Source organism: Clostridium sp. Marseille-P299 (assembly GCF_900078195.1).
Classification (GTDB): domain Bacteria; phylum Bacillota; class Clostridia; order Lachnospirales; family Lachnospiraceae; genus Lachnoclostridium.
The window spans coordinates 796,529-820,335 of the sequence record NZ_FJVE01000006.1 but is presented as its reverse complement, the minus strand read 5'-3'; the positions used below and the strand labels follow the sequence as shown (position 1 = coordinate 820,335).

Genomic DNA, 23,807 nt, shown 5'->3' with positions numbered 1-23,807 from the left:
TGCAAAGATTTAAAGGTGAAGAGGGGCTGTCTTATGGCAGCCCCTAACTTGTGCGATTAACTTACCTGTTATGGTTCTTATGTAATCTATAAATTAAATAATATAATAAAGAAATAGTGAGATAACAAACCAATAATTACGCAAAAATATAAATTAATCATTTTATTCGGATAATTAATTCAACTTAGTTCAAAAGTCATAGTGAAAGAAATTTTTATCATAAAATCTAGATAAAAAGCACTTTACAAAATGTCAGAATTGTTAGATAAAATAATTTAGAATTTTTTCGAAAATACAATATATAGTGGTAGGACTAAAGATTTAGGATATATATTGTAGCTATCTATTGACGAAATAATTAACATCTGATAGAATGAAGCAATGGCTGGTTACCAGCATTTTACATAAAAAGAGGAAGAGAAAGTAGGGATACATAAAGAGATTAATATTAAAAAATTAAGAATATAGAAGTAGGAAGGGAGAAGTACGCATGATTAAAGTAGTAAAAAGAGATGGTGAGGTTGCTTCATTTGATATTAATAAGATAGGCAACGCAATATCAAAAGCATTTAATGCGACATCCAAGTTTTATGACGAGGATATTATTAATCTTTTATCGCTGCGTGTAACATCTGATTTTCAAGGAAAAATCAACGACAATACAATTACGGTGGAGGATATTCAAGACAGTGTGGAACATGTTTTAGAACATACAGGCTACACAGATGTTGCCAAGGCATATATTCTATACCGTAAAAATCGTGAGAAAATCCGTAATATGAATTCTACCATCCTTGATTATAAGGAGATAGTAAATAGTTATGTAAAAGAAGAAGACTGGCGTGTGAAAGAGAACTCTACAGTAACCTATTCGGTAGGTGGACTTATTTTACATAATTCTGGTGCCATAACAGCAAATTATTGGTTATCCGAAATTTATGATGAAGAGATTGCAAATGCACACCGAAATGCGGATATTCATATCCATGACTTATCTATGCTTACAGGGTATTGTGCAGGGTGGTCGCTAAAACAATTAATTAAAGAAGGATTAGGTGGAATACCAGGTAAGATTACATCATCTCCGGCAAGACATCTTTCTACTTTATGTAATCAAATGGTTAATTTCTTAGGTATTATGCAAAATGAATGGGCGGGTGCACAAGCATTCTCATCTTTTGATACCTATCTAGCTCCATTTGTTAAGGTTGATAACTTAAACTATCATGAAGTAAAACAATGCATTCAATGTTTTATCTACGGTGTTAATACACCAAGCAGATGGGGAACACAGTCTCCATTTAGTAACATTACTCTTGATTGGACAGTGCCAGATGACTTAGCTGAATTACCATGTGTGGTAGGCGGCGAGGAAATGGATTTTAAATATAAAGATTGTAAGAAAGAAATGGATATGGTAAACAAAGCCTTTATCGAGATTATGATCGAAGGCGATGCAAACGGAAGAGGATTCCAATATCCAATTCCAACCTATTCCATAACAAAAGATTTTGATTGGTCAGATACAGAGAACAATCGTTTATTATTTGAAATGACAGCAAAATACGGAACGCCTTATTTTTCAAATTATATCAATAGTGATATGGAACCAAGTGATGTTCGTTCCATGTGTTGTAGACTGCGTCTAGATTTACGTGAACTTCGTAAAAAGACAGGTGGTTTCTTTGGTAGTGGTGAAAGCACAGGTTCTGTAGGTGTTGTAACGATCAACATGCCTAGAATTGCGTATCAGTCAGCAAATGAAGAGGAATTCTTTAAAAGACTGAATCGCATGATGGATATCTCTGCAAGATCATTAAAAGTGAAACGTAAGGTAATTTCAAAATTACTAGACGAAGGATTATACCCTTATACAAAACGTTATTTAGGAACGTTTGATAACCATTTTTCAACCATTGGACTTATTGGTATGAATGAAGTTGGTTTGAATGCAAAATGGTTAGGTAAGGATTTAACGGATAAGGCGACACAAGAGTTTACAAAAAAAGTTTTAAATCATATGAGAGAACGCTTAAGTGACTACCAAGAGGTATATGGAGATTTATATAACTTAGAGGCAACACCAGCAGAATCTACGACCTATCGTTTAGCAAAACATGATAGAAAACGTTGGCCAGATATAAAGACAGCTGGTAAAGCTGGAGATACTCCATATTATACAAACTCTTCTCATTTACCTGTAGAATTTACAGATGATGTATTTTCTGCACTTGATATTCAAGATGAACTACAAACTTTATATACATCGGGAACGGTATTTCATGCATTTTTAGGTGAAAAACTACCAGATTGGAAGGCAGCAGCAAGTTTAGTTAGAACCATTGCTAATAATTACAAACTACCATATTATACAATGTCTCCGACCTATTCTATTTGTAAAAATCATGGATACATTAGTGGTGAAAAATATCGTTGTCCAGATTGTGGTGAACCAGCAGAAGTTTATAGTCGAATCACGGGATATTATAGACCAGTTCAAAACTGGAATGAAGGTAAATCACAAGAATATGCAAATCGTGTTGAATATAATATGGACCAAGCATTATATAAAAGTGGTAAAATAGATACAAGTGAAACTGTAACAAGAAATCATCCAATGGATATTACAATACGTCTTGATGATGAGAATGAAAATGGTATGGATAAGAAGGTATATTTATTTACTACAAAAACTTGTCCAAATTGTAAAATAGCCAAAGAATATTTAAAAGGTATTTCATATGAAGTAATCGATGCAGAAGAAAATACAGATATGGCTATGAAATATAATATTATGCAAGCTCCTACATTAGTAGTTATCGACGAGGGTAGTACAAAAAAATATGTAAATGCTTCTAATATTAGAGAATTTGCTGAAATGCAGTTAGTTATGATGAGTTAACGAAAATGAAGGGAAAAGCTGATCTGTAAATTACCATATTTGGTATAATAACAAATCAGCTTTTTCATATGTAAATGATTTTATTTTTCAAAAAGTTTTTTTATTGGATTCGGAGTATACTTTATGATATAATAAAAAAATTGTTAATACTATTTGGGAACGAAGAGAGGTTGAATGGAATGAGTTTAGCAGATCGTATCTTTATCGACATGTGTAAAGATGTATTGGAAAATGGGTTAAGCACAGAGGGTGAAAAGGTAAGACCAAAATGGGAAGATGGAACTTATGCTTATACAATTAAAAAATTTGGTGTGGTGAATCGTTATGATTTATCAAAGGAGTTCCCTGCAATTACGTTAAGAAGAACAGCGATTAAAACTTGCATCGATGAAATTCTTTGGATATGGCAAAAGAAATCCAATAATGTAAAAGATTTAAACAGTAAGATTTGGGATAGCTGGACAGATGAGAATGGTTCCATTGGAAAGGCTTATGGATATCAATTATCTGTTAAACATAAATACAAAGAAGGAGAAATGGATCAGGTTGATCGAGTAATCTATGATTTGAAAAATAATCCTTTTAGTAGACGTATTATGACAAATATTTATGTACATCAGGACTTACACGAGATGAATTTATATCCTTGTGCTTATAGTATGACGTTTAACTGTACAAAGGAAAAAGATAGTGACAAGCTTAAGTTAAATGCTATTTTAAATCAAAGATCTAGTGATATTTTAGCAGCAAATAATATGAATGTTTGTCAATATGCGGTTCTTATGCATATGCTTGCTCGTACTTGTGATATGGAAGTAGGAGAGTTAGTTCATGTGATTGCAGATGCCCATATTTATGATAGACATATTCCAATTATTAAGGAATTAATTGAACGTCCAACATATGATGCTCCAACGTTTTGGATGAATCCAGAGAAAAAAGACTTTTATGATTTTACAGTAGATGATTTCCGTTTGGATAATTATATGCATGGTGAAAAAGTAACGAATATTCCTGTTGCTATCTAATTATTTGAGCAAATAAAATATTGAATTAGAAAGGTTTATCATACATGAATTTGATTGTTGCAGTAGATAAAAATTGGGCAATTGGTTATCAAAATAAACTTTTGGTTAGCATTCCTGCAGATATGCGTTTTTTTAGAGATGAAACAACTGGGAAAGTAGTTATTTTAGGCAAGAAAACCCTTGAAACCTTTCCTGGTGGAAAACCTTTAAAGAACCGTCTTAACATTATTATATCTCGACAAAAGGATTTAAAGGTGCCAGATGCAATAGTTGTAAATAGTATTGAAGAAGCATTAGAAGCAGCAAAAGATTATAAGTCCGAAGATATTTATGTCATTGGAGGAGCGTCAATTTATAATCAAATGCTTCCTTATTGTGATGTTGCACATGTTACAAAGATTGATTACAGTTACCATGCAGATACCTATTTTCCGAATTTAGATGAAAAAGAAGATTGGTATTTAGAGCTTGAGTCAGAAGAACAGACTTATTATGATTTAGAGTATTCATTTTGTAAGTATGTGAGAAAAAAATAGGAAAGCAATAACCATGTTTCTATTTTAGATATTATTAAGATTCCTCCAAGGGTTAGAATATTATTTTATTCACTTGGAGGAATCTTTTGATTTTTATTAAGCAATTTAAATAGTCTCAAGATCAAAAAACATGACAGAATTACTTTCTTTTAAAAAAAACTTGAAAAAAACGTTTAGTAAGACTATGATATAAATAATACAAATTGGTTTAAGACGTTAATGAGAAGAAGTATTAAACGATAAAAGAAAGAGGGATGTTTTTATGCTTGATATTAAGATTGAAAAAACAAAGACACCAAAGGCATTACCAGCGGCAAATGATCCATTAAAGTTTGGAACTATTTTCACTGATCATATGTTTATTATGAACTATGATAAGGGACAGGGTTGGCATGATGCTAGAATTGTACCATATGCGCCAATTAGCTTAGATCCATCGGCAATGGTATTTCATTACGGACAGGAAATGTTTGAGGGACTTAAGGCATATAAAACAGAAGATGGAAGAGTATTACTATTCCGCCCTGAAAAAAATGCGGAAAGAGCCAATCGCAGTAATCGTAGACTATGTATGCCTGAACTACCAGATGAAGATTTTGTAGATGCTATTAAAGCACTTGTAAAAGTTGATGAAGCTTGGATTCCTACCAAACCAGGCACCTCACTTTATATTAGACCATTTATGATTGCAGTTGATCCTTTCTTAGGTGTGCGAGCAGCAGATAGCTATTTATTCATAGTAATTCTTTCTCCAGTAGGTGCCTATTATGCAGAAGGTTTAAATCCAGTTAAGATTTGGATTGAAGATGATTATGTGAGAGCAGTAAAAGGTGGTATCGGTGAAGCAAAAACAGGTGGTAATTACGTTGCTTCTTTAGCAGCTCAAAATAAAGCACATGATGAGGGGTATTCTCAAGTTCTTTGGTTGGATGGAAAGGAAAGAAAATACATAGAAGAAGTTGGAGCTATGAATATTTTCTTTAAAATCAATGGAACAATTGTAACCCCAGAATTAAATGGTTCCATTTTACCAGGTGTAACAAGAGATTCCGTAATTACACTTTGTAAGCAATGGGGATTACCTGTTGAAGAGAGAAGAGTTTCCGCAGAGGAATTGTTTGAAGCAAGCCAGAATGGAACACTTGAAGAAGTGTTTGGTACTGGTACAGCAGCAGTTATATCTCCAGTTGGACACCTTCGATTCCAAGACCATGTAATGCAGATTAAAGATGGCGGTATTGGAGAGATTAGCCAGAAACTTTATGATACAATTACAGGAATTCAGTTAGGTAAAGTTGAAGATATAAATAATTGGACCGTGGAAGTAAAATAAATTAGAGATGAGCTATTACAAATAAGTAATTTTGTGGTAGCTCATTTTTTTTCTACTATTTGCATAAGATATAAAAGCGGCATGTGAATGGAGAAAATGAATGAAGAATAATACGATAGCATATTTATTGCTTTTAATTTTATTGGCGTTAATTGGACGATTAATATATTTAAATCATAGTAGTGCTGTTAATCTATCTTCCAATGTTCAATTTGAAGATTTAAATGAACTTGCAATTTTTGTGACGTTAGAGAATGAAATTGTTAGAAACAAACAAGGAAATACCTTGGAAATAAACGAAGATTATGAGGAGGTTGAGGCATCAATTATTTTAAATAAAGATGTAGGTGATAATGATATCGAAGTAAGTAAAGATCCAGCCTATGTTTCTTCGTATCCTTCTTTATATACAGTACCGATTGGAGAACAAAAAAGTCCTGGGGATGGAAGAAAAGTGTGCTATCTAACCTTTGATGATGGTCCAAGTGACCTAACCTGGAAGATTCTTGACATATTAGATGAGAAAAATGTAAAAGCTACATTTTTCGTTGTTGGTGAAACAATGAGCGAGAAAGAAATTGAGTGCTTAAAAGAAATTGTAAGTAGGGGACATAAAATTGGTCTACATACCTATCATCATGATTATAAAAGTCTCTACCGTTCTGTAGATAGTTTTCTAGCTGATTATGAGAAAATATATAATATTGTTGTTGAGGCAACAGGTGTAAAACCGAATATTTATCGTTTTCCTGGTGGAAGCTATAATATGTATGTGAAAAAAATTCGTAAACAGTTAATTGTTGAAATGGAAAGAAGAGGATTTACCCATTATGATTGGAATGTAAGTGGGGAGGATGCGGTTGGAAAACCTACTACAAATTCAATAATGAAAAATATTAAAAAAGATATTTACCGATTTCAATGTCCGGTTGTTTTATTGCATGATTCACAGATTAATAGTAAAACAGTTTCGATCTTACCAAAATTAATCGATAATATTAAAGAGAATGGATATGAATTTGATACTTTAGATAAAAGAGAACCATGTCAGTTTGCATGGTAGAGGTAAGAAATTAGAGGGTCTACAAGTTCTTAATGTGAGATTTTAAAACACACTAAGAACTTATAGACCTGTTTTTAAATTTATAACTTTAAGTGTCACTAGAGCGAATGCGCTTGTTTGCCGTAGTTACGAGGAGAATGTGCTTTGAACATTCTTTCATCTACTATTGATATTCAGCAATACGTGTAACAGCTACATAAATCGCTGAAATTTTATACCAGGTTGGAAAATCTACAATTCCCGTTTGTGGCATATCAAATTGTTTTTGAAAAGCTCTAACGGCAGCTGCTGTATTTTGACCGTAAATACCATCAACAGCTATATTAGGAATTGGGTAATATACATCTGCGATTGCATTTAATTGTTCTTGAATTTGTCTTACAGCATCCCCACTAGATCCAATCGTTAAATCATAACCAGGAAAAGAGGACGGAACTCCCGATACAATATCAGTAGAATTAATATAAATGGATTCTCCATAAAAATAACGTAGAATTTCAATTGCAGTATATCCTTGATCTCCTAAATCCTTGGAACCCCATTGTGTCATTAATCCAGGACATGATACCCGATTACCATCACAATACTGCGTTAGGATTGGCTGCCTAACATTTGGCCTTGAAAGGAAGTTTGTAAAAATATTATCTACGACAGTATTGATGGTATCATAAACATTACGTTCAGGAATCCATTTGTGATCGTATGCAGTGGATGAAGTTATGGTAAAGTTGTATCCTTTGTTTCGATACCATTCGGTATAGACTCTGTTTAAGGTAAATGACTGAATTGCTAGCACATTGGCATAGATGGTTGCCTCTGGCCATGTGGCATAGATTTCACTAGATGCAACATTTTTAATATAATCACGATACCGTACATAATAATTTTTTGCGGAGGCGTCATTTGGGAGACCATCGTGAACAACAACGAATTCAGGGATTACTACTCTACTTAGTACGATTTCACCAGTTTCTGAGACTGGTTTGATTTCATCCTCAATAATTTTTGGAGGGTAATCTCCATATAAAGTATGATCAGGAATTGTAAATTCTTCAGCAGTTTCTTCGCCCTCAGGAGGAATTGGAATTAATGATACGTTTTGTATTGCTTTGACATCAGGAAGAATTTCAGCACCGAAGATTGCTATTTCTTCATATCCAGGTGCACTAATAGTAAATGTATATTCGGAGTATGGACGGGGTGAGTTTGGTTCCAAACTATAGTCAAGAGGAGGAGCAGGAAGTTCTATGACATCCGTTTGACCAAAATCATTTGTAGTAACTTCTTTTATTACTTCATTATTAGGATCATCTGTATATGTGATTCTGATTGTTGCATTAGTAACTGGTAAGTTATTCAATTCCGAAGTAACATTAAATTGTACAGTTCCTATAGCTTCATTTGTCGTTTGTGATACATTAAGTTGTGCACTATGACTTGGGTTCTTTTTTATGTTATTTTCTTTTAGGGATTGATTTGTCAAAAAGTTTATATCATAAGAATTGTTGCTTGACTGCATTTACATCTGACCTCATAATTGCTGATTACTGTTAATTTATGCAATGAATTTTAATGTAGTGCATGTTTTATTTAGAATTACATAATATATAAGAAAACAAAAGATTTTTGGTTTAAGGGTTACTAATAAATATACATTTTTAAACATTTTTATTCAATTGAGTATTTTTTTTGATTTACAATATATAAATAAAATTTTGTATAATATGCATAAAATTATAATATATTTAATAAAAATTTTGACTTGTAATTTTAATTAAGTTATGGTATCATTACAACAATTTGAGTATTTATTCAGAGAAAATCATGGATGGAATACATATCATTAGATTTCTGAATAGATAATCAATGAGAACATAAGAGCCGTTACATTAATATGTAGTACATCAATATTGATTCTATAGACATCAAGCATGTTGTTGTACGAATAGCCTCATGACTTGAGATGTATAACCTAGGAAATGCCACTTTTTTGGCAGAACACTAAAAAGGGGCTATACGTCTTATTTTTTTGCAAATTTAAAAGATAAGAATGTAGAGAAATTTAAAAAGTATATCAAGGTATAGCGGTCGCAGTTAAAAAATAATTATATTGAAAATAGGAGGATTTGTATGAAAGCTTATCTAATACTAGAAGACGGGCATGTTTTCTCTGGAAGTAGCATTGGTTCTACGAAAGAGGTTATAAGTGAAATTGTATTTAATACCTCAATGACAGGTTATCTGGAGATTTTAACGGATCCATCCTATGCAGGACAGGCGGTTGTAATGACATATCCACTCATTGGAAATTATGGAGTGAGTCATTCTGATATGGAGTCAACAAAAGCTTGGCCAGACGGGTTTATCGTAAGAGAAGTATCTAGAGTACCAAGTAACTTTAGAAGTGAAGTAAGCATTGATACTTTCTTAAAAGAAAATGACATCCCAGGAATCGCTGGTATCGATACAAGAATGCTTACAAAAGTTTTACGTGAACACGGAACAATGAATGGTATGATTACTACGAATGAAAACTTTAATTTAGAAGAAGTAATTGGTAGACTAAAAGATTATACCGTAACAGGTGTAGTTAACAAAGTAACTTGTAAAGAAAAAACAGTTACAACACCAGATGCATTTAAACCAACAGATTTCGAACTTGCAAAAATGACTTATATGGCAACTGGAGCTATGAAAAAGGCAATTGAACATGCAAAGGAAAATGGCGTATGTGATGGAGAAATTGCTTTAGCAAGTGTAAAAGGCGCTGAAGGAGTGGAATGGCTTAATAAAATTAGCGACAATCCAGAATTAGTGCAAAAACATTATAAGGTTGCTTTAATGGACTTTGGTTCAAAACGTAACATTGAACATTGTTTATTAAAGAGAGGCTGTGAAGTTACAGTTTATCCTGCAAGTACATCAGCAGAAGAAATTTTAGCAAGCCATCCAGATGGAATTATGTTATCCAATGGACCTGGAGATCCAGCGGAATGTGTTGAAATCATTGCAGAAATTAAAAAATTAAGCGAAAGTGGCGTGCCTATCTTTGCAATCTGTCTCGGACATCAATTAATGGCACTTGCACATGGCTTTAAAACAACAAAGTTAAAATACGGACATCGAGGCGCTAACCATCCGGTAAAAGATTTAGAGACAGGAAGAGTTTACTTATCCTCTCAAAATCACGGATACGTGGTAGTGGAAGATTCCATTGATAAAGAAGTTGCCAAAGTTAGATTTATCAATGCGAATGACAAAACAATCGAAGGTCTTTCTTATAATAATAAAAATATCTATACAGTACAATTTCATCCAGAAGCGTGTGCTGGACCACAAGATTCAGAGTTCCTATTTGATGAGTTTATCAAGATGATGGAGGTAAATGCATAATGCCAAAGAATAGTGAAATTAAAAAAGTTTTAGTTATTGGATCCGGCCCTATTGTCATCGGTCAAGCAGCAGAATTTGACTACGCAGGAACACAAGCTTGTCGTTCATTAAAAGAAGAAGGAATTACTGTAGTATTAGTAAATTCCAATCCAGCAACAATCATGACAGATAAAGATATTGCTGATATGGTTTACATTGAACCATTGACACCAGACATCGTAAAACAAATTATCTTAAAAGAAAAACCAGATAGTGTTTTACCAACACTTGGTGGTCAGGCAGCTTTAAATATAGCAATGGAACTTGAAGAATCTGGATTCTTAGCAGAAAGTGGCGTTAAGTTAATCGGTACTACATCACTTACTATTAAGAAAGCAGAAGATCGTTTGGAATTTAAGAACACAATGGAGAAGATTGGTGAACCATGCGCACCTAGTGAAGTTGTAACAACTGTAGAAGCAGCAGTTGCATTCTCTAATGAAATCGGTTACCCAGTCGTAGTAAGACCTGCTTATACTCTTGGTGGTTCTGGCGGCGGTATTGCAAATAACGAAGAAGAATTAATCGATATTTGTACCAATGGTCTTCGTCTTAGCCGTGTAGGACAATGTTTAATTGAACGTTGTATTGCTGGTTGGAAGGAAATTGAATACGAAGTAATGCGTGATAGCGCAGGTAACTGTATCACTGTTTGTAACATGGAAAATCTTGACCCAGTAGGTGTTCACACTGGAGATAGTATCGTTGTTGCACCATCTCAAACATTATCCGATAAAGAATATCAAATGTTAAGAAGCTCAGCACTTAACATCATCACAGAACTTAATATCACTGGTGGATGTAATGTTCAATATGCATTAAAACCAGATAGTTTCGAATATTGCGTTATCGAAGTTAACCCACGAGTATCTCGTTCTTCTGCACTTGCATCCAAAGCAACTGGATATCCAATCGCTAAAGTTGCAGCAAAGATTGCACTTGGTTATACATTGGATGAGATTCCAAATGCGATTACTGGTAAGACAGTAGCAAGCTTTGAGCCAGCACTTGATTATTGCGTTGTAAAAATTCCAAAGTGGCCATTTGATAAGTTTATCATGGCAAAGAGAACTTTAACAACTCAAATGAAGGCAACTGGTGAAGTTATGAGTATCTGTACGAACTTCGAAGGTGCCCTAATGAAGGCAATTCGTTCCTTAGAGCAGAATATCTATAGCATGAAGTATGGAGATTACTCCAAGTATTCCGATGAGGATATCAAAGAACAATTACATTTAATCGATGACCGAAGAATTTTCGTAATTGCAGAAGCACTACGTCGTAAGATTTCTCCAGAAGTAATCAACGATATTACAAAAATTGATCTTTGGTTTATTGACAAAATCGCTATTTTAGTTGAAATGGAAGCACGTTTAGCAACTGAGCCTTTAACAAAAGAGTTAATGTTAGAAGCAAAACGTTTAGAGTATCCAGATCGAGTAATTGCAGAATTTAGTGGAAAATCTCTAGAAGAAGTTAAAAATCTTCGTAAGAATGAATATAACATTATCGCTGCATATAAAACAGTAGATACTTGTGCAGCAGAATTTGAAGCACAAACACCTTATTATTATTCTTGCTTTGCAAGTGAAAATGAAGTAGATGCAACACGTACTAAGAAAAAAGTACTTGTACTTGGTTCTGGTCCAATTCGTATCGGTCAGGGTATCGAGTTTGATTATTGCTCTGTACACTCTACTTGGTCCTTACATCGCTCTGGATATGAAACAATCATTGTAAACAACAACCCAGAGACAGTAAGTACTGACTTTGATATTGCAGATAAATTATATTTTGAGCCATTAACACCAGAAGATGTAGAAAATATTGTAGATTTAGAAAAACCAGATGGTGCTGTTGTACAATTTGGTGGACAGACTGCAATTAAATTAACAGAAGCTTTATTAAAGATGGGTGTTCCTATTCTAGGAACTTCTGCGGAAAACGTAGATGCAGCAGAAGATAGAGAATTATTTGATGCCATCCTTGAAAAATGCTGTATTCCAAGACCTGCAGGTAAGACTGTATTTACAGCAGAAGAAGCAATTGTTGCTGCAAATGAATTAGGATATCCAGTACTTGTTCGTCCTTCCTATGTACTTGGTGGTGCAGGTATGCAAATCGCAATCTGTGATGATGATGTACGTGAATTTATGGAAGTTATCAACCGTAACGTACAAGAACATCCAATCCTTGTTGATAAGTACTTAATGGGCAAGGAAGTGGAAGTAGATGCTGTATGTGATGGCGAAGATATTTTAATCCCTGGAATTATGGAACATGTGGAAAGAGCAGGTATCCACTCTGGAGATAGTATCAGTGTATATCCAGCAATCAATGTTACCGATAAGATTCAGGATGTTATTGTAGATTACACAAGAAAATTAGCAAAGTCCTTAAATGTAATTGGTTTAATTAATATCCAGTTCATTGTATACGGTGATGAAGTTTATGTAATCGAAGTTAACCCAAGATCTTCTCGTACCGTACCATACATTAGTAAAGTAACTGGTATTCCAATTGTTGATTTAGCATCCAAAGTAATTCTTGGTGCCAAAGTTAAGGATTTAGGTTATGGCACTGGTCTTGCGAGAAAAGCGGATTACATTGCTATTAAGATGCCAGTATTCTCCTTTGAGAAATTACGTGGTGCAGACATTGGCCTTGGACCAGAAATGAAATCAACTGGTGAGTGTCTTGGTATCGCAAAGACCTTTAATGAAGCACTTTATAAGGCATTCTTAGGTTCAGGCGTAAATCTTCCAAAACACAAGAAGATGATTCTTACTGTGAAAGATGCGGATAAATTAGAAGCAGTAGGTGTAGGTAAGAGATTTGAAGCACTTGGCTATGAAATCTATGCAACTAGAAGTACTGCAAGAGTATTACGTGAAAATGGCGTAAATGCAATCCCTGTAAACAAATTAGACGGGGAAGCACCAACGATTATGGACTTATTACTTGGACATGAAATTGATTTAGTTATCGATACACCAACACAAGGTCGTGATAAATCAAGAGATGGTTTCTTAATTCGTCGTACATCAATCGAAACTGGTGTAACTTGTTTAACTTCATTAGATACAGCGAATGCATTGTTAACAAGTCTTGAAAATGCAGACAAAGATAATCTTACATTAATTGATATTGCAACAATCTAGCGTTCATTTAAAATGGTGATGAATGCATGCATAATGATAATGCATGCATAACGATAACGCATGTATGACAATAATGCACGCATAACAATAGTGCATGCATAATAATGAAGATAGGCATATCAATAAATGCAATGAGAACAAATTTAATTTAAGTATTTAGTAAGTAACTTTATATGTAGCTGCTGTACAAACTAGATTTATATATGTAGTTTCTAAATTTTTTATCGTAAATGATAGAAAGCAACGAGACATGTGTAAAAATTGTTTGTATAGCAGCTATTTTTGCGTTATACTTAATTCGCAATTTATTCTAAGAGTATAGCATTGGTTTTGAAGTGAAGGAATTGTAAAATATTACAAAAAACATGATAAATCATTGCTTGTTTAAATAAAATAGGATACAATTACTCTATATATAGTAGGAACCTTTAAATTAAAATGGGGAATAGTTAAATAACAGGAGAGGATTCAGAAAGAGGTTGACATGAAAGTAGGAATTATAACTGATGTAAAAAACATGGGGCGAGAAGCTCTCATTCAGACCTGGGCATTACACAAGATAATCAAGGAGTTTGAGGCAGTACCAGTTGTTGTAAATCATCGTTTAGAAGAAGTAAAAAAAGAGGTACAACCTGAGCAAAAGACTGGAATTGCTAACCGTTTTAAAGGGATTTTTGCTAAAACTGAAAATACAAAAGTGGAGGAAGTAGTCACTAAGCAAACACCAGAGTTTATTGTCTCAAGGTTTTCACTTGTTGAAGGAAATCAAGAAGGAAAAGAGGACCTGGGGGTTTATCAGCATTTAGATTATTACCTTACACATGAGAAAAAGGTTTGGGAGGCATTAGAGAATGGACCAATCGATGCATACCCAGGTGTTTTCTTTGTAAATGATGCAGGTGTTTTAATAAATCAAAAAATATATCATGAGCTTGCAATTAAGCCTAAATTAATACAAAAGTATTTGTTTGTAGATATAGAGAAAATGAATACGAAAACCAGAGATTTTATAGAAAAGATTGCAAAAGAAAAAGGATTAGCAATTGTGCATAACGATGCTGAGAATAAAATCAATAAAACAGTTGCTACGTATAAAGATGATGAAGTTGAAACCTATATCGGCTATGTATGGAATGCTGAACTTGTAATTACAGATACCATGGCAGGTACGCTGATGGCAGCATTACATGAGAAAAATTTTGTGACGATTAGTGATAATCCTGAGATTGTAAATCTACTTAAGCAATTAAAGTTAAGCAATCATTTGCTAGCGAATGTAGAAGCTTATCAAGGGGAATCTAATTTCTTATTACACAATAAACCAGCATTTCGTAAGGCAGTTCAGGAATATCGTACAAGTATAATTGAAGATTTAAAATCAAAGCTTCATTTAGATGAATCAAGTGCTATGGTAGATTGTCCAACCAATATTTTAAAATCGGAATGTTGTGGTTGCTCTGCATGTAAAGAAGTATGTCCAAAAGATGCAATTACAATGAAAGAGGATGTGGAAGGCTTTTTATATCCAGTAGTAGATAAGGATAAATGTATTAATTGTAATCTTTGTGCTAAAGTTTGTGTGAAAAAGGAAAATCCGCAAACAGTAGCTTATGAAGAGAACTATCCTAAGATTCTAGCTGCCATGAATAAAGACGAAGAAGTACGTCTAGGAAGCTCTTCTGGTGCAATCTTCCCAGAGCTTGTTAAATATGCAATTAACGAAAAGCATGGATATGTGGTAGGTGTAAAATACGATGATAAAATGCAAGTGGTTTCAGATATTGCAGACAATTTAGAGGACTGTAAAGCATTTTATGGTGCAAAATATGCGAAAAGTGATTTCAGCGGGGTATTCCCTAGAATTAAAGAACTCTTAAACAAAGGAGAATTCGTATTATACTCAGGATTACCTTGTGAAGCTGCGGCATTAAAAGCATATTTACGCAAACCATATGAGAATCTTTTGATTTGTGAAATTCTTTGTCATGCGTCACCATCACCTAAGGTATTTCGTAAGTACGTTGAATATTTAGGAAATAAATTTAACTCAGAAGTAACTAATTTTAGATTCCGCGATAAGAGTGTGGGTTGGTTAGCTCAACATAATAGCATCGTAGTAGAATTTAAAAACAGAGATCCTTTAAAAGTAAATGCAAGAAGAAATAATTATTACCGAAGTTTTGCAAAAGATATTATTGCAAGACCTGGATGTGGAAAATGCTCCTTCGTATATAAAAACCGTGTTGGTGATATTACGATGGGTGACTTCTGGGGAATCCAACATTCTGATCCAACCATGTATGACAATAAAGGAACGAGTGTATTGATGGTAAATACAAGTAAAGGTGAAGAAGTTTGGAATTTTATTTCAGATAATTTTATCTATAAAGAAAGTGATTTGGTTACAGCTTTTAAATATAATCATAAAAAGCCAATTGTAATTAAAGATGAAAGACACGAGTTCTTTAAAAAGATAGAGAAGGTAGAAATCAACGCTTTACTTGAAAGCTATAACGATCTAAAAAAATAATATTTTAGAATGAAGGGGGCATTGTTAAATAGTAAATTTATATTACTATTTTACAATCGTCCCTTTTATCTCGTTTTAATTGCATTAAGATTATGGTAAATAACATAAAATTCTTTACCATTTGTTATACTTAGTGATATAATACTAAAGTTGATTCAAGAATTAATCAAGGGCTTAATAAGATAGATATTTAAAAGTAAATGATAAATAAAGTTTTGATAGCCTGTTTAAGTTAAAAGTAGAAAGGTTTGGTGTACCAAATGAAAAAGCTTGAAGATTATGTAAGAAGTATTCCGGATTTCCCAGAGGAAGGTATTATCTTTCGTGATGTTACCAGTGTGCTACAAGATAAAGATGGCTTAAGAATGGCAATTGACCAAATGCAAGACTTAGTAAAAGATTTGGATTTTGATGTGGTAGTTGGACCAGAATCCAGAGGCTTTATCTTCGGCGTACCAATTGCATATAATTTAAATAAAGCATTTGTACCTGTTCGTAAAAAAGGAAAGCTTCCATGTGAAACCATTGAATGCGAATATGATCTTGAGTATGGCACAGCAATTATTGAAATGCATAAGGATGCAATTAAACCAGGACAAAAAGTAGTTATTATTGATGATCTCATTGCAACTGGTGGAACGATTGAAGCTATTATAAAGTTAATTGAACAACTTGGTGGAGAAGTTGTAAAAATTGCTTTCTTAATGGAACTTGAAGGATTAAACGGAAGAGACAAGTTAAAGGGATATTCTGTTGAATCTGTCATTAAATATGAAGGTCATTAATTTAAAACAATAAGATTGGGGCTGTTTATGACGCATGTTAGCGTTTTAAATGGCCTTTTTGCGCATAATTGGAAACAATAAGTATTCTCAACTCTAAAAAGCGAAATATCTTACCATTTTGATATAATAATCGGTAGAAATTCGAGTGAATTCTATCATAAAGCCAAAAAGATTGATTTTTTTGTTGCTTCTTATTATAATAAAAAGATAAACTCAAGAAACAAGTGATAGCGAAGCATAAGGAAAGGAATGGTTTTCATGGACAATATACAAAAAATAATCTCCGAACAGTTAAAGAATCCACAACCACTTCTTAACCATGAGGAGTCTTTGGATAAACAAAAAATATCATACGAACGTACTAAAAAAGTTGGAACTCACACCCCAGCTGATTTCACAAGCCCTGAAGATTTGTTTCAGGATTTGTTAAATACAATACGTAGTTATCATCCTTCTACAGATTTGTCCATGATTGAGAAGGCTTATGAGGTTGCGCTTAAAGCTCATAAGGATCAGAAAAGAAAATCGGGTGAACCTTATATTATTCATCCTCTGTGCGTAGCAATTATACTTGCAGAATTAGAACTTGATAAAGAAACAATTACCGCAGGAATCCTTCATGATGTTGTAGAAGATACCGTTTTAACCGTAAAAGAATTATCGGAACAATTTGGGGAAGAGGTTGCACTTTTAGTGGATGGTGTAACAAAATTAACACAACTTAATTACTCCAAAGATAAGGTTGAAATACAGGCCGAAAATTTACGTAAAATGTTTCTTGCTATGGCAAAAGATATTCGTGTAATCTTAATAAAACTAGCAGATCGTTTACACAACATGAGAACGATGCAGTATCAAACTCCAATTAAGCAGATTGAAAAATCAAGAGAAACCATGGATATCTATGCGCCAATTGCACAACGTCTAGGTATTTCTAAAATAAAAATAGAATTGGATGATTTATCACTTAAATACTTAGAACCAGAAGTATACAAAGATTTGTCTGAAAAGATATCTTCAAAAAAAGAAGAGCGAGAAGAATTTATTGCAAGTATTGTTAAAGATGTAAGTGAGCATATCGCTGAGACGGGTATTACTGCAAAGATAGACGGACGTATTAAACATTTCTTTAGTATTTATAAAAAGATGGTAAATCAAAATAAAACCTTGGAACAGATTTTTGATTTGTTTGCTGTTCGTATTATTGTAGATACCGTGAAAGATTGTTATGCAGCCCTTGGTGTGATTCATGAAATGTATAAACCGATACCAGGACGTTTTAAAGATTACATTGCTATGCCTAAGCCAAATATGTATCAATCCCTGCATACTACTTTAATTGGACCACAAGGACAACCATTTGAGATACAAATACGAACCTTTGAAATGCACCGTACAGCGGAATTTGGTATTGCAGCGCATTGGAAGTACAAGGAAGCACAAGATGGAAAGCATTCACAAGATACAGAAGAAGCTAAACTTACTTGGCTACGACAAATCCTTGAATGGCAACGTGACTTATCCGATAACAAAGAATTTTTAAGTTTATTAAAGAATGATTTAGACCTGTTTTCTGATAGTGTGTATTGTTTTACGCCAAAAGGCGATGTTAAAAACTTACCGGCAGGTTCAAATCCAGTAGATTTTGCTTACAGTATTCATAGTGCTGTAGGTAATAAAATGGTTGGAGCAAGAGTCAATGGTAAATTAGTTACCATCGATTATGTAATACAAAATGGCGATCGTATTGAGATTATCACTTCTCAAAACTCAAAAGGACCTAGTAGAGATTGGTTAAATCTTGTAAAAAGTACACAAGCAAAGAATAAGATAAATCAGTGGTTTAAGACGGAATTAAAAGAAGATAACATCATCCGTGGTAAAGAAATGATGGCCGCGTATTGTAAGACGAAAGCAATCGTTTTAAGTGATTTATTAAAGCCTGAATTCATGGAAGCTTGTATGCGTAAATATGGGTTCCGAGATTGGGATTCTATCTATGCTGCGGTTGGGCATGGTGGATTGAAGGAAGGTCAGGTAGTAAATAAACTTCAAGAAGAATACATGAAAAAACATCGTAAGGAAATTACCGATGAAAAGGTACTGGATTCAATTGCTGAAGTTCGTATGGATCGTCCTGCAATCGTTAAATCAAAAGGCGGAATCGTAGTCCAAGGAATACATGATGTGGCTGTACATTTTTCAAAATGTTGTTCTCCAGTTCCAGGAGATGAAATAATTGGTTTTGTAACAAGAGGTAGAGGTGTGTCTGTTCATCGTACCGATTGCATTAATATCATCAATCTTTCCGAAGAAGACCGTGCAAGATTAATTGATGCAGAATGGAATATTTCAGAGGACAAAAAAGGAAATGAACTTTATACCGCTGAAATAAAAATTTATGCTAATAATCGAAATGGTGTTTTACTTGATGTTTCTCGTATCTTCACTGAAAACAAAGTGGATGTTACGTCTATGACAGTTCGAACTAGTAAACAAGGAACAGCAACCATTAGCGTTGGTTTTGAAATTCGTGGCGTTGAGCAATTACATGCCCTTGTTGCTAAATTACGAAATGTAGAAAGTGTTATAGATATTGAAAGAACCACAGGCTGATGGTGGTGTAGAGAAAGGGATTAATCATGGGAAACATAAAAATTCATGGACTTTCTGTTGGAAGTTTGCAAACGATGTGCTATATTCTTAGCAATACAGAGACAAAAGAAGCAATTGTGATAGATCCAGGTGCAGAAGGACAAAGAATTCTTAACGAGTTAGAGAATAGGGAACTCACATTAAAAGCAATTCTTTTAACTCACGGCCATTTTGACCATATTGGTGCAGCAAAAGAAATTGCAGATGCAAAGCAGGTCAAAATTTATGCCTATACTGAGGAGAATTCCTTTTTAAAGGATGTAAATATAAATTTGTCTTCTATGTTTGGAAGACCAATAAGTTTGACAGCAGATGTTTTATTCGAAGACTTAGAAGTATTACATTTAATAGGTACGACAATTCAGGTAATTCATACACCTGGGCATACGAAAGGATCCGTTTGTTTTTACCTAAAAGATCACAAAATTTTAATCAGTGGCGACACGTTATTTTATGAGTCTGTAGGTAGAACGGATTTTCCAACAGGTAGTAGTGCACAGCTTAGTTCTTCAATTAAAGGTCGCTTATTTGCGTTATCAGATGATGTGAATGTGTATCCTGGACATGGAAGTTCTACTACAATTGGGCATGAGAAAATGAACAATCCTTATGCAGTTTAAATAGTGTGAGCGGATTGCGAATATCCGCATTGACTAATATATAGTAAAGATATAATATGTCTTTTTAGATTATATGGAGCTTATATGATAGAGATTACAATGTATGGAGAAGACTATGAGCAGGATATTCGTCCGCTCATTAAAGCCTTCTATCCAGAAGAAGAAATAACCGTATTTAAAGATACAAATCAAGATGTAAACAAAGAAAATCTTTCTAGAGCCGACTCTAATCTTTTGGAAGGTAACCAAGAGGATTGGAGAGAATTAAGGTTTATATTAAGAGAAACATCTTTTACAATTACAAGAATAAAGCCAGACGCTTTGCCAGAAGAAGAAGCCGAAGAATTAGGAAATAATATTAATCGCAGCGTCTATCGTAATGCCCTACATCGAGCTCTATATCGATTATTAGTAAGAGATACCAATAAGGAGCTTCCTTGGGGAACACTAACAGGTATTCGTCCAACTAAACAGGTCTTAGATCGTTTGGAAATGAATGAGTCAGAAGAGAGTATCCGTTCCTTCATGAAAGAGGAATACTATTGCTCCGATGAAAAGATCGATGTCAGTATGCAAGTAGCAAAAAGAGAGCAAGAAATTTTAAGAGGAATTGATTATAAAAATAGTTACAGTATTTATATCGGGATACCATTTTGCCCTAGTACTTGTAATTATTGCTCCTTCACTTCATTTCCACTACATCGATACGAGAATGAGGTAGATCCATATTTAGCGGCATTAACAAAAGAAATTGAATATGCGAAAACATGCTTTCCAGATAAAAAGCTTGCCACTATTTACGTTGGGGGCGGTACACCAACTACGTTAAATGAAACACAGCTTGCTTATCTTTTAGAGACGATTCATAAGAATTTTGATGTTAATGCTTTAAAAGAATTGACGGTAGAGGCCGGAAGACCTGATAGTATTACGAAGGAAAAGCTACAGATATTAAAGGATTATGGAGTAGGTAGAATCTCTATAAATCCACAGTCAATGAGACAAAAGACGTTAGATATTATCGGTAGAAAACATACGGTACAGCAAATTGAAGAAGCATTTTATATGGCTAGAGAAGTTGGACATGACAATATCAATATGGATATAATTATCGGTCTAAGTGGGGAAACTCCAGAAGACGTTTCTTATACATTAGAGCAAATTCATAAATTAAATCCAGATAGTCTTACGGTGCATACATTAGCAATAAAACGTGCAGCAAGGTTAAATACCAATAAAGAGTTGTATGCAAACTTAAAGGCAAGAGATCCGCTTACTATGTTACAACTTACTTATGATTATGCGAAAGAGAATAATTATTTACCATATTATCTCTATCGCCAAAAGAATATGGCTGAAAACTTAGAAAATATCGGATATGCTAGATATGGAAAAGAAGGAATTTATAATATTCTGATTATGGAGGAAAAGCAAACGATTTTAGCACTTGGTGCTGGTGGTTCCTCTAAGTTTGTATTTCATAATGAAAATCGTATTGAGCGAGTTGAGAATGTAAAAAGTTTAAAAGATTACAATGAACGAGTGGACGAGATGATTTCAAGAAAAATAGATTTCTTAGATAAAAATAGCAAGGATTTATGGCTTTAAAGTTCTAGAATGTAAAGGAGTAATGATGTATGGAATTTCAAAATGAAACTTTATTAGAGCAATCAGAATTAGATGATGAACTAAAAGAAGATCTAGATGAAGCAATTGCCCATGGTATTTTAGTTAGTAATTTAGCATTTTATTTAAGTCAAGAATTAGGATTTAGTCAGGAATATTGTTATGAAATGGCGAAGGCAGGAATGCTACATGATATAGGTAAATTACGACTTGGTCACCTTTTATATGGTAGAAAAAAAGGTAGCTTGAAGATAGAGGAAATGAAATATGTTCGTATGCATCCTGAACTAGGTTATGAGTCATTGAAAGAAATAGGTGGGTATTCTACAACAATTTTAAGAAGTATTTATCATCATCATGAAAATTTTGATGGTTCAGGATATCCAGATAATATAAAAGGGGAAAAGATTCCGTATGGCGCTAGAATTTTAAGAACCTGTGATGTATTTGCTGCTCTAGTATCTGATCGAGCGTATCGAAGTGCTTTTGATATAGATACAGCAATTGAACTTATGATAGATGAAGTCAAAAATTTTGATATGGAAATTTTTCTTGCATTTATGAAAGTAGTATATTCAGACAATTTTACAAAGATTAGAGATTATATAGAAGAAATTAACCGGAAGTATATGAAACAACCGGCTGTATAAAATAGATAATAGGAGGGATTACATTGATTACACAAAGACCAAAGGGAACACAAGACTGGTATGGTGAAAATATGCACAAGCGTACCATTATTGAAGATTTAGCAAAAGAGCTTTGTAACACTTATCACATAAAGCAGGTTATCACACCAATGTTTGAACATACCGTATTGTTTCAAAGAGGTGTTGGTGAGACAACAGATGTTGTTCAAAAAGAAATGTACACCTTTACAGATAAGGGTGATCGTAGCATTACCTTAAAGCCAGAGGGTACTGCGGGAGCAATTCGTGCATATTTAGAAAATAATTTATATGCAGAAAGCGGACCAACAAAATTATTTTACTTTACCCAAGCATTTCGTTATGAGCAACCACAAAGTGGCCGTCTTCGTCAACATCACCAATTTGGCGTTGAGTTTATTGGATCTAAGAGCCCTCTTGCAGAAGTAGAATTAATTACTTTAATCACAACATTTATTAATAAAATAGGATTAAAAGATGCAAAACTTCATATCAACAGCATTGGATGTAAGGATTGCAGAAAGACATACAATGATGCATTAGTGTCTTATTTAAAGAAGCATGAAGAGAGTCTTTGCTCAACTTGTCGCGAACGTATGAAAAAGAATCCACTTCGTGTTATTGATTGTAAAGTACCAACTTGTAAAGAAATCGTGAAAGATGCTCCAAGAACCATTGATTATTTAGATGAGGAATGTAAGGACCATTTTGAAGAATTAAAGCAATTATTAACAGATTTAAACATTCCTTTTGAAATTGATACTGGAATCGTTCGTGGTCTTGACTATTATACAAAGACAGTATTTGAATTTGTAAATAGTGAAGGATTTACATTATGTGGTGGCGGTCGTTACGATAACTTAATCCATGAAATCGATGAAAAACAAGATATTCCAGCCGTTGGATTTGGTATGGGCATTGAACGAATTCTTTATTTCTTAGAAAAAGAAAACGTGGAATTAGCGCCAGAACCAAAGATTGATTTATATATTGGGATCTTAGGAAAAGAAGTAAAAGCAAAAGCATTTGAGTTTGTTACAAACCTTCGAAATGAAGGAATCATTACTGAGACTGATTTTATGGACCGTAGTGTAAAAGCTCAGATGAAATATGCAAACAAAATTGGTGCTAGATATGTTGCGCTCTTAGGTGCGGATGAATTAGCAAATCAAAAAGTTACACTTAAAAATATGGAGAATGGTGAGCAAATCGAAGTTGATTTTGATAAATTTATCGATCATATGAAAAATGCAACAATCAATTAGATAAAAATGCAACAAAGCGTTGATTTAAGCATAGAAGAAGTGTATACTCTAAAAGGAAAAATAGCTTATAAGAATATATCTTATCAGAATTAATTATTCTTTTTTGATGAAAGATGTATTATTAGCAATGTAAATCGTATATAGTAATATCATTTATCTATATTACGAAGTTTGTCTTTATAAAAATTATAAACTTTAGGAAG

At 33.6% G+C, this 23,807-nt stretch carries 15 protein-coding genes; 14 read left to right on the top strand and 1 reads right to left on the bottom strand.

The window, feature by feature from the left end; genetic code table 11:
• The first annotated feature begins 490 nt into the window (after positions 1 to 490).
• The 5 genes from BN4220_RS07615 to BN4220_RS07595 all read left to right on the top strand — a co-directional run bounded on the left by BN4220_RS07615 (position 491) and on the right by BN4220_RS07595 (position 6,862).
• Entirely contained in the window at positions 491 to 2,902 is a 2,412-nt protein-coding gene (locus BN4220_RS07615) for a ribonucleoside triphosphate reductase (protein WP_066715286.1), read from the top strand.
• Positions 2,903 to 3,081: 179 nt separating this feature from the next.
• Positions 3,082 to 3,930, top strand: coding sequence for a thymidylate synthase (thyA, locus tag BN4220_RS07610; protein WP_066715285.1), 849 nt, complete (start codon positions 3,082 to 3,084; stop codon positions 3,928 to 3,930).
• Between the two features lie 44 nt (positions 3,931 to 3,974).
• A complete protein-coding gene (locus BN4220_RS07605) occupies positions 3,975 to 4,466 on the top strand; it encodes a dihydrofolate reductase (protein ID WP_066715284.1) in 492 nt (163 codons plus the stop codon).
• A gap of 262 nt (positions 4,467 to 4,728) precedes the next feature.
• Entirely contained in the window at positions 4,729 to 5,799 is a 1,071-nt protein-coding gene (locus BN4220_RS07600; protein WP_066715283.1) for a branched-chain amino acid aminotransferase, read from the top strand.
• 100 nt (positions 5,800 to 5,899) lie between these two features.
• A complete protein-coding gene (locus BN4220_RS07595) occupies positions 5,900 to 6,862 on the top strand; it encodes a polysaccharide deacetylase family protein (RefSeq protein WP_066715282.1) in 963 nt (320 codons plus the stop codon).
• Between the two features lie 163 nt (positions 6,863 to 7,025).
• Here BN4220_RS07595 and BN4220_RS07590 read toward each other — a convergent pair whose 3' ends face one another.
• On the bottom strand, positions 7,026 to 8,381 hold the full coding sequence (locus tag BN4220_RS07590) for a peptidoglycan-binding protein (protein WP_082812206.1): 1,356 nt from the start codon (positions 8,379 to 8,381) through the stop codon (positions 7,026 to 7,028).
• A 611-nt stretch (positions 8,382 to 8,992) separates the two neighbouring features.
• Here BN4220_RS07590 and BN4220_RS07585 point away from each other — a divergent pair.
• From BN4220_RS07585 to hisS, 9 genes are all read left to right on the top strand, one after another.
• Positions 8,993 to 10,255, top strand: a complete 1,263-nt coding sequence (locus BN4220_RS07585) for a carbamoyl phosphate synthase small subunit (protein ID WP_066715281.1) — start codon at positions 8,993 to 8,995, stop codon at positions 10,253 to 10,255.
• The gene (gene carB / locus BN4220_RS07580; protein WP_066715280.1) at positions 10,255 to 13,455 is read left to right on the top strand and encodes a carbamoyl-phosphate synthase large subunit; all 3,201 of its coding nucleotides are present in this window, start codon (positions 10,255 to 10,257) and stop codon (positions 13,453 to 13,455) included. The genes BN4220_RS07585 and carB overlap by 1 nt, the downstream gene beginning before the upstream one ends.
• A 484-nt stretch (positions 13,456 to 13,939) precedes the next feature.
• A complete protein-coding gene (locus BN4220_RS07575; protein ID WP_066715279.1) occupies positions 13,940 to 15,985 on the top strand; it encodes a Coenzyme F420 hydrogenase/dehydrogenase, beta subunit C-terminal domain in 2,046 nt (681 codons plus the stop codon).
• 260 nt (positions 15,986 to 16,245) lie between these two features.
• Positions 16,246 to 16,770 (top strand): adenine phosphoribosyltransferase, encoded by a 525-nt coding sequence (locus BN4220_RS07570; RefSeq protein WP_066715278.1) that lies wholly within the window; start codon positions 16,246 to 16,248, stop codon positions 16,768 to 16,770.
• 258 nt (positions 16,771 to 17,028) lie between these two features.
• Positions 17,029 to 19,386, top strand: a complete 2,358-nt coding sequence (locus BN4220_RS07565) for a RelA/SpoT family protein (protein WP_082812204.1) — start codon at positions 17,029 to 17,031, stop codon at positions 19,384 to 19,386.
• Positions 19,387 to 19,412: 26 nt separating this feature from the next.
• Entirely contained in the window at positions 19,413 to 20,045 is a 633-nt protein-coding gene (locus BN4220_RS07560; protein WP_197467904.1) for an MBL fold metallo-hydrolase, read from the top strand.
• Between the two features lie 84 nt (positions 20,046 to 20,129).
• Positions 20,130 to 21,653, top strand: coding sequence for a coproporphyrinogen dehydrogenase HemZ (hemZ, locus tag BN4220_RS07555; RefSeq protein ID WP_066715277.1), 1,524 nt, complete (start codon positions 20,130 to 20,132; stop codon positions 21,651 to 21,653).
• 29 nt (positions 21,654 to 21,682) lie between these two features.
• A complete protein-coding gene (locus tag BN4220_RS07550; protein WP_082812202.1) occupies positions 21,683 to 22,321 on the top strand; it encodes an HD-GYP domain-containing protein in 639 nt (212 codons plus the stop codon).
• Positions 22,322 to 22,344: 23 nt separating this feature from the next.
• Positions 22,345 to 23,604, top strand: coding sequence for a histidine--tRNA ligase (hisS, locus tag BN4220_RS07545; protein ID WP_066715268.1), 1,260 nt, complete (start codon positions 22,345 to 22,347; stop codon positions 23,602 to 23,604).
• The last annotated feature ends 203 nt before the right edge of the window (positions 23,605 to 23,807 follow it).

Bases quoted from the DNA above. Each gene is read 5' to 3' on its own strand.
- BN4220_RS07615 (WP_066715286.1), top strand. From the start codon at position 491: ATGATTAAAGTAGTAAAAAGAGATGGTGAGGTTGCTTCATTTGATATT.
- thyA (WP_066715285.1), top strand. From the start codon at position 3,082: ATGAGTTTAGCAGATCGTATCTTTATCGACATGTGTAAAGATGTATTG.
- BN4220_RS07605 (WP_066715284.1), top strand. From the start codon at position 3,975: ATGAATTTGATTGTTGCAGTAGATAAAAATTGGGCAATTGGTTATCAA.
- BN4220_RS07600 (WP_066715283.1), top strand. From the start codon at position 4,729: ATGCTTGATATTAAGATTGAAAAAACAAAGACACCAAAGGCATTACCA.
- BN4220_RS07595 (WP_066715282.1), top strand. From the start codon at position 5,900: ATGAAGAATAATACGATAGCATATTTATTGCTTTTAATTTTATTGGCG.
- BN4220_RS07590 (WP_082812206.1), bottom strand. From the start codon at position 8,381: ATGCAGTCAAGCAACAATTCTTATGATATAAACTTTTTGACAAATCAA.
- BN4220_RS07585 (WP_066715281.1), top strand. From the start codon at position 8,993: ATGAAAGCTTATCTAATACTAGAAGACGGGCATGTTTTCTCTGGAAGT.
- carB (WP_066715280.1), top strand. From the start codon at position 10,255: ATGCCAAAGAATAGTGAAATTAAAAAAGTTTTAGTTATTGGATCCGGC.
- BN4220_RS07575 (WP_066715279.1), top strand. From the start codon at position 13,940: ATGAAAGTAGGAATTATAACTGATGTAAAAAACATGGGGCGAGAAGCT.
- BN4220_RS07570 (WP_066715278.1), top strand. From the start codon at position 16,246: ATGAAAAAGCTTGAAGATTATGTAAGAAGTATTCCGGATTTCCCAGAG.
- BN4220_RS07565 (WP_082812204.1), top strand. From the start codon at position 17,029: ATGGACAATATACAAAAAATAATCTCCGAACAGTTAAAGAATCCACAA.
- BN4220_RS07560 (WP_197467904.1), top strand. From the start codon at position 19,413: ATGGGAAACATAAAAATTCATGGACTTTCTGTTGGAAGTTTGCAAACG.
- hemZ (WP_066715277.1), top strand. From the start codon at position 20,130: ATGATAGAGATTACAATGTATGGAGAAGACTATGAGCAGGATATTCGT.
- BN4220_RS07550 (WP_082812202.1), top strand. From the start codon at position 21,683: ATGGAATTTCAAAATGAAACTTTATTAGAGCAATCAGAATTAGATGAT.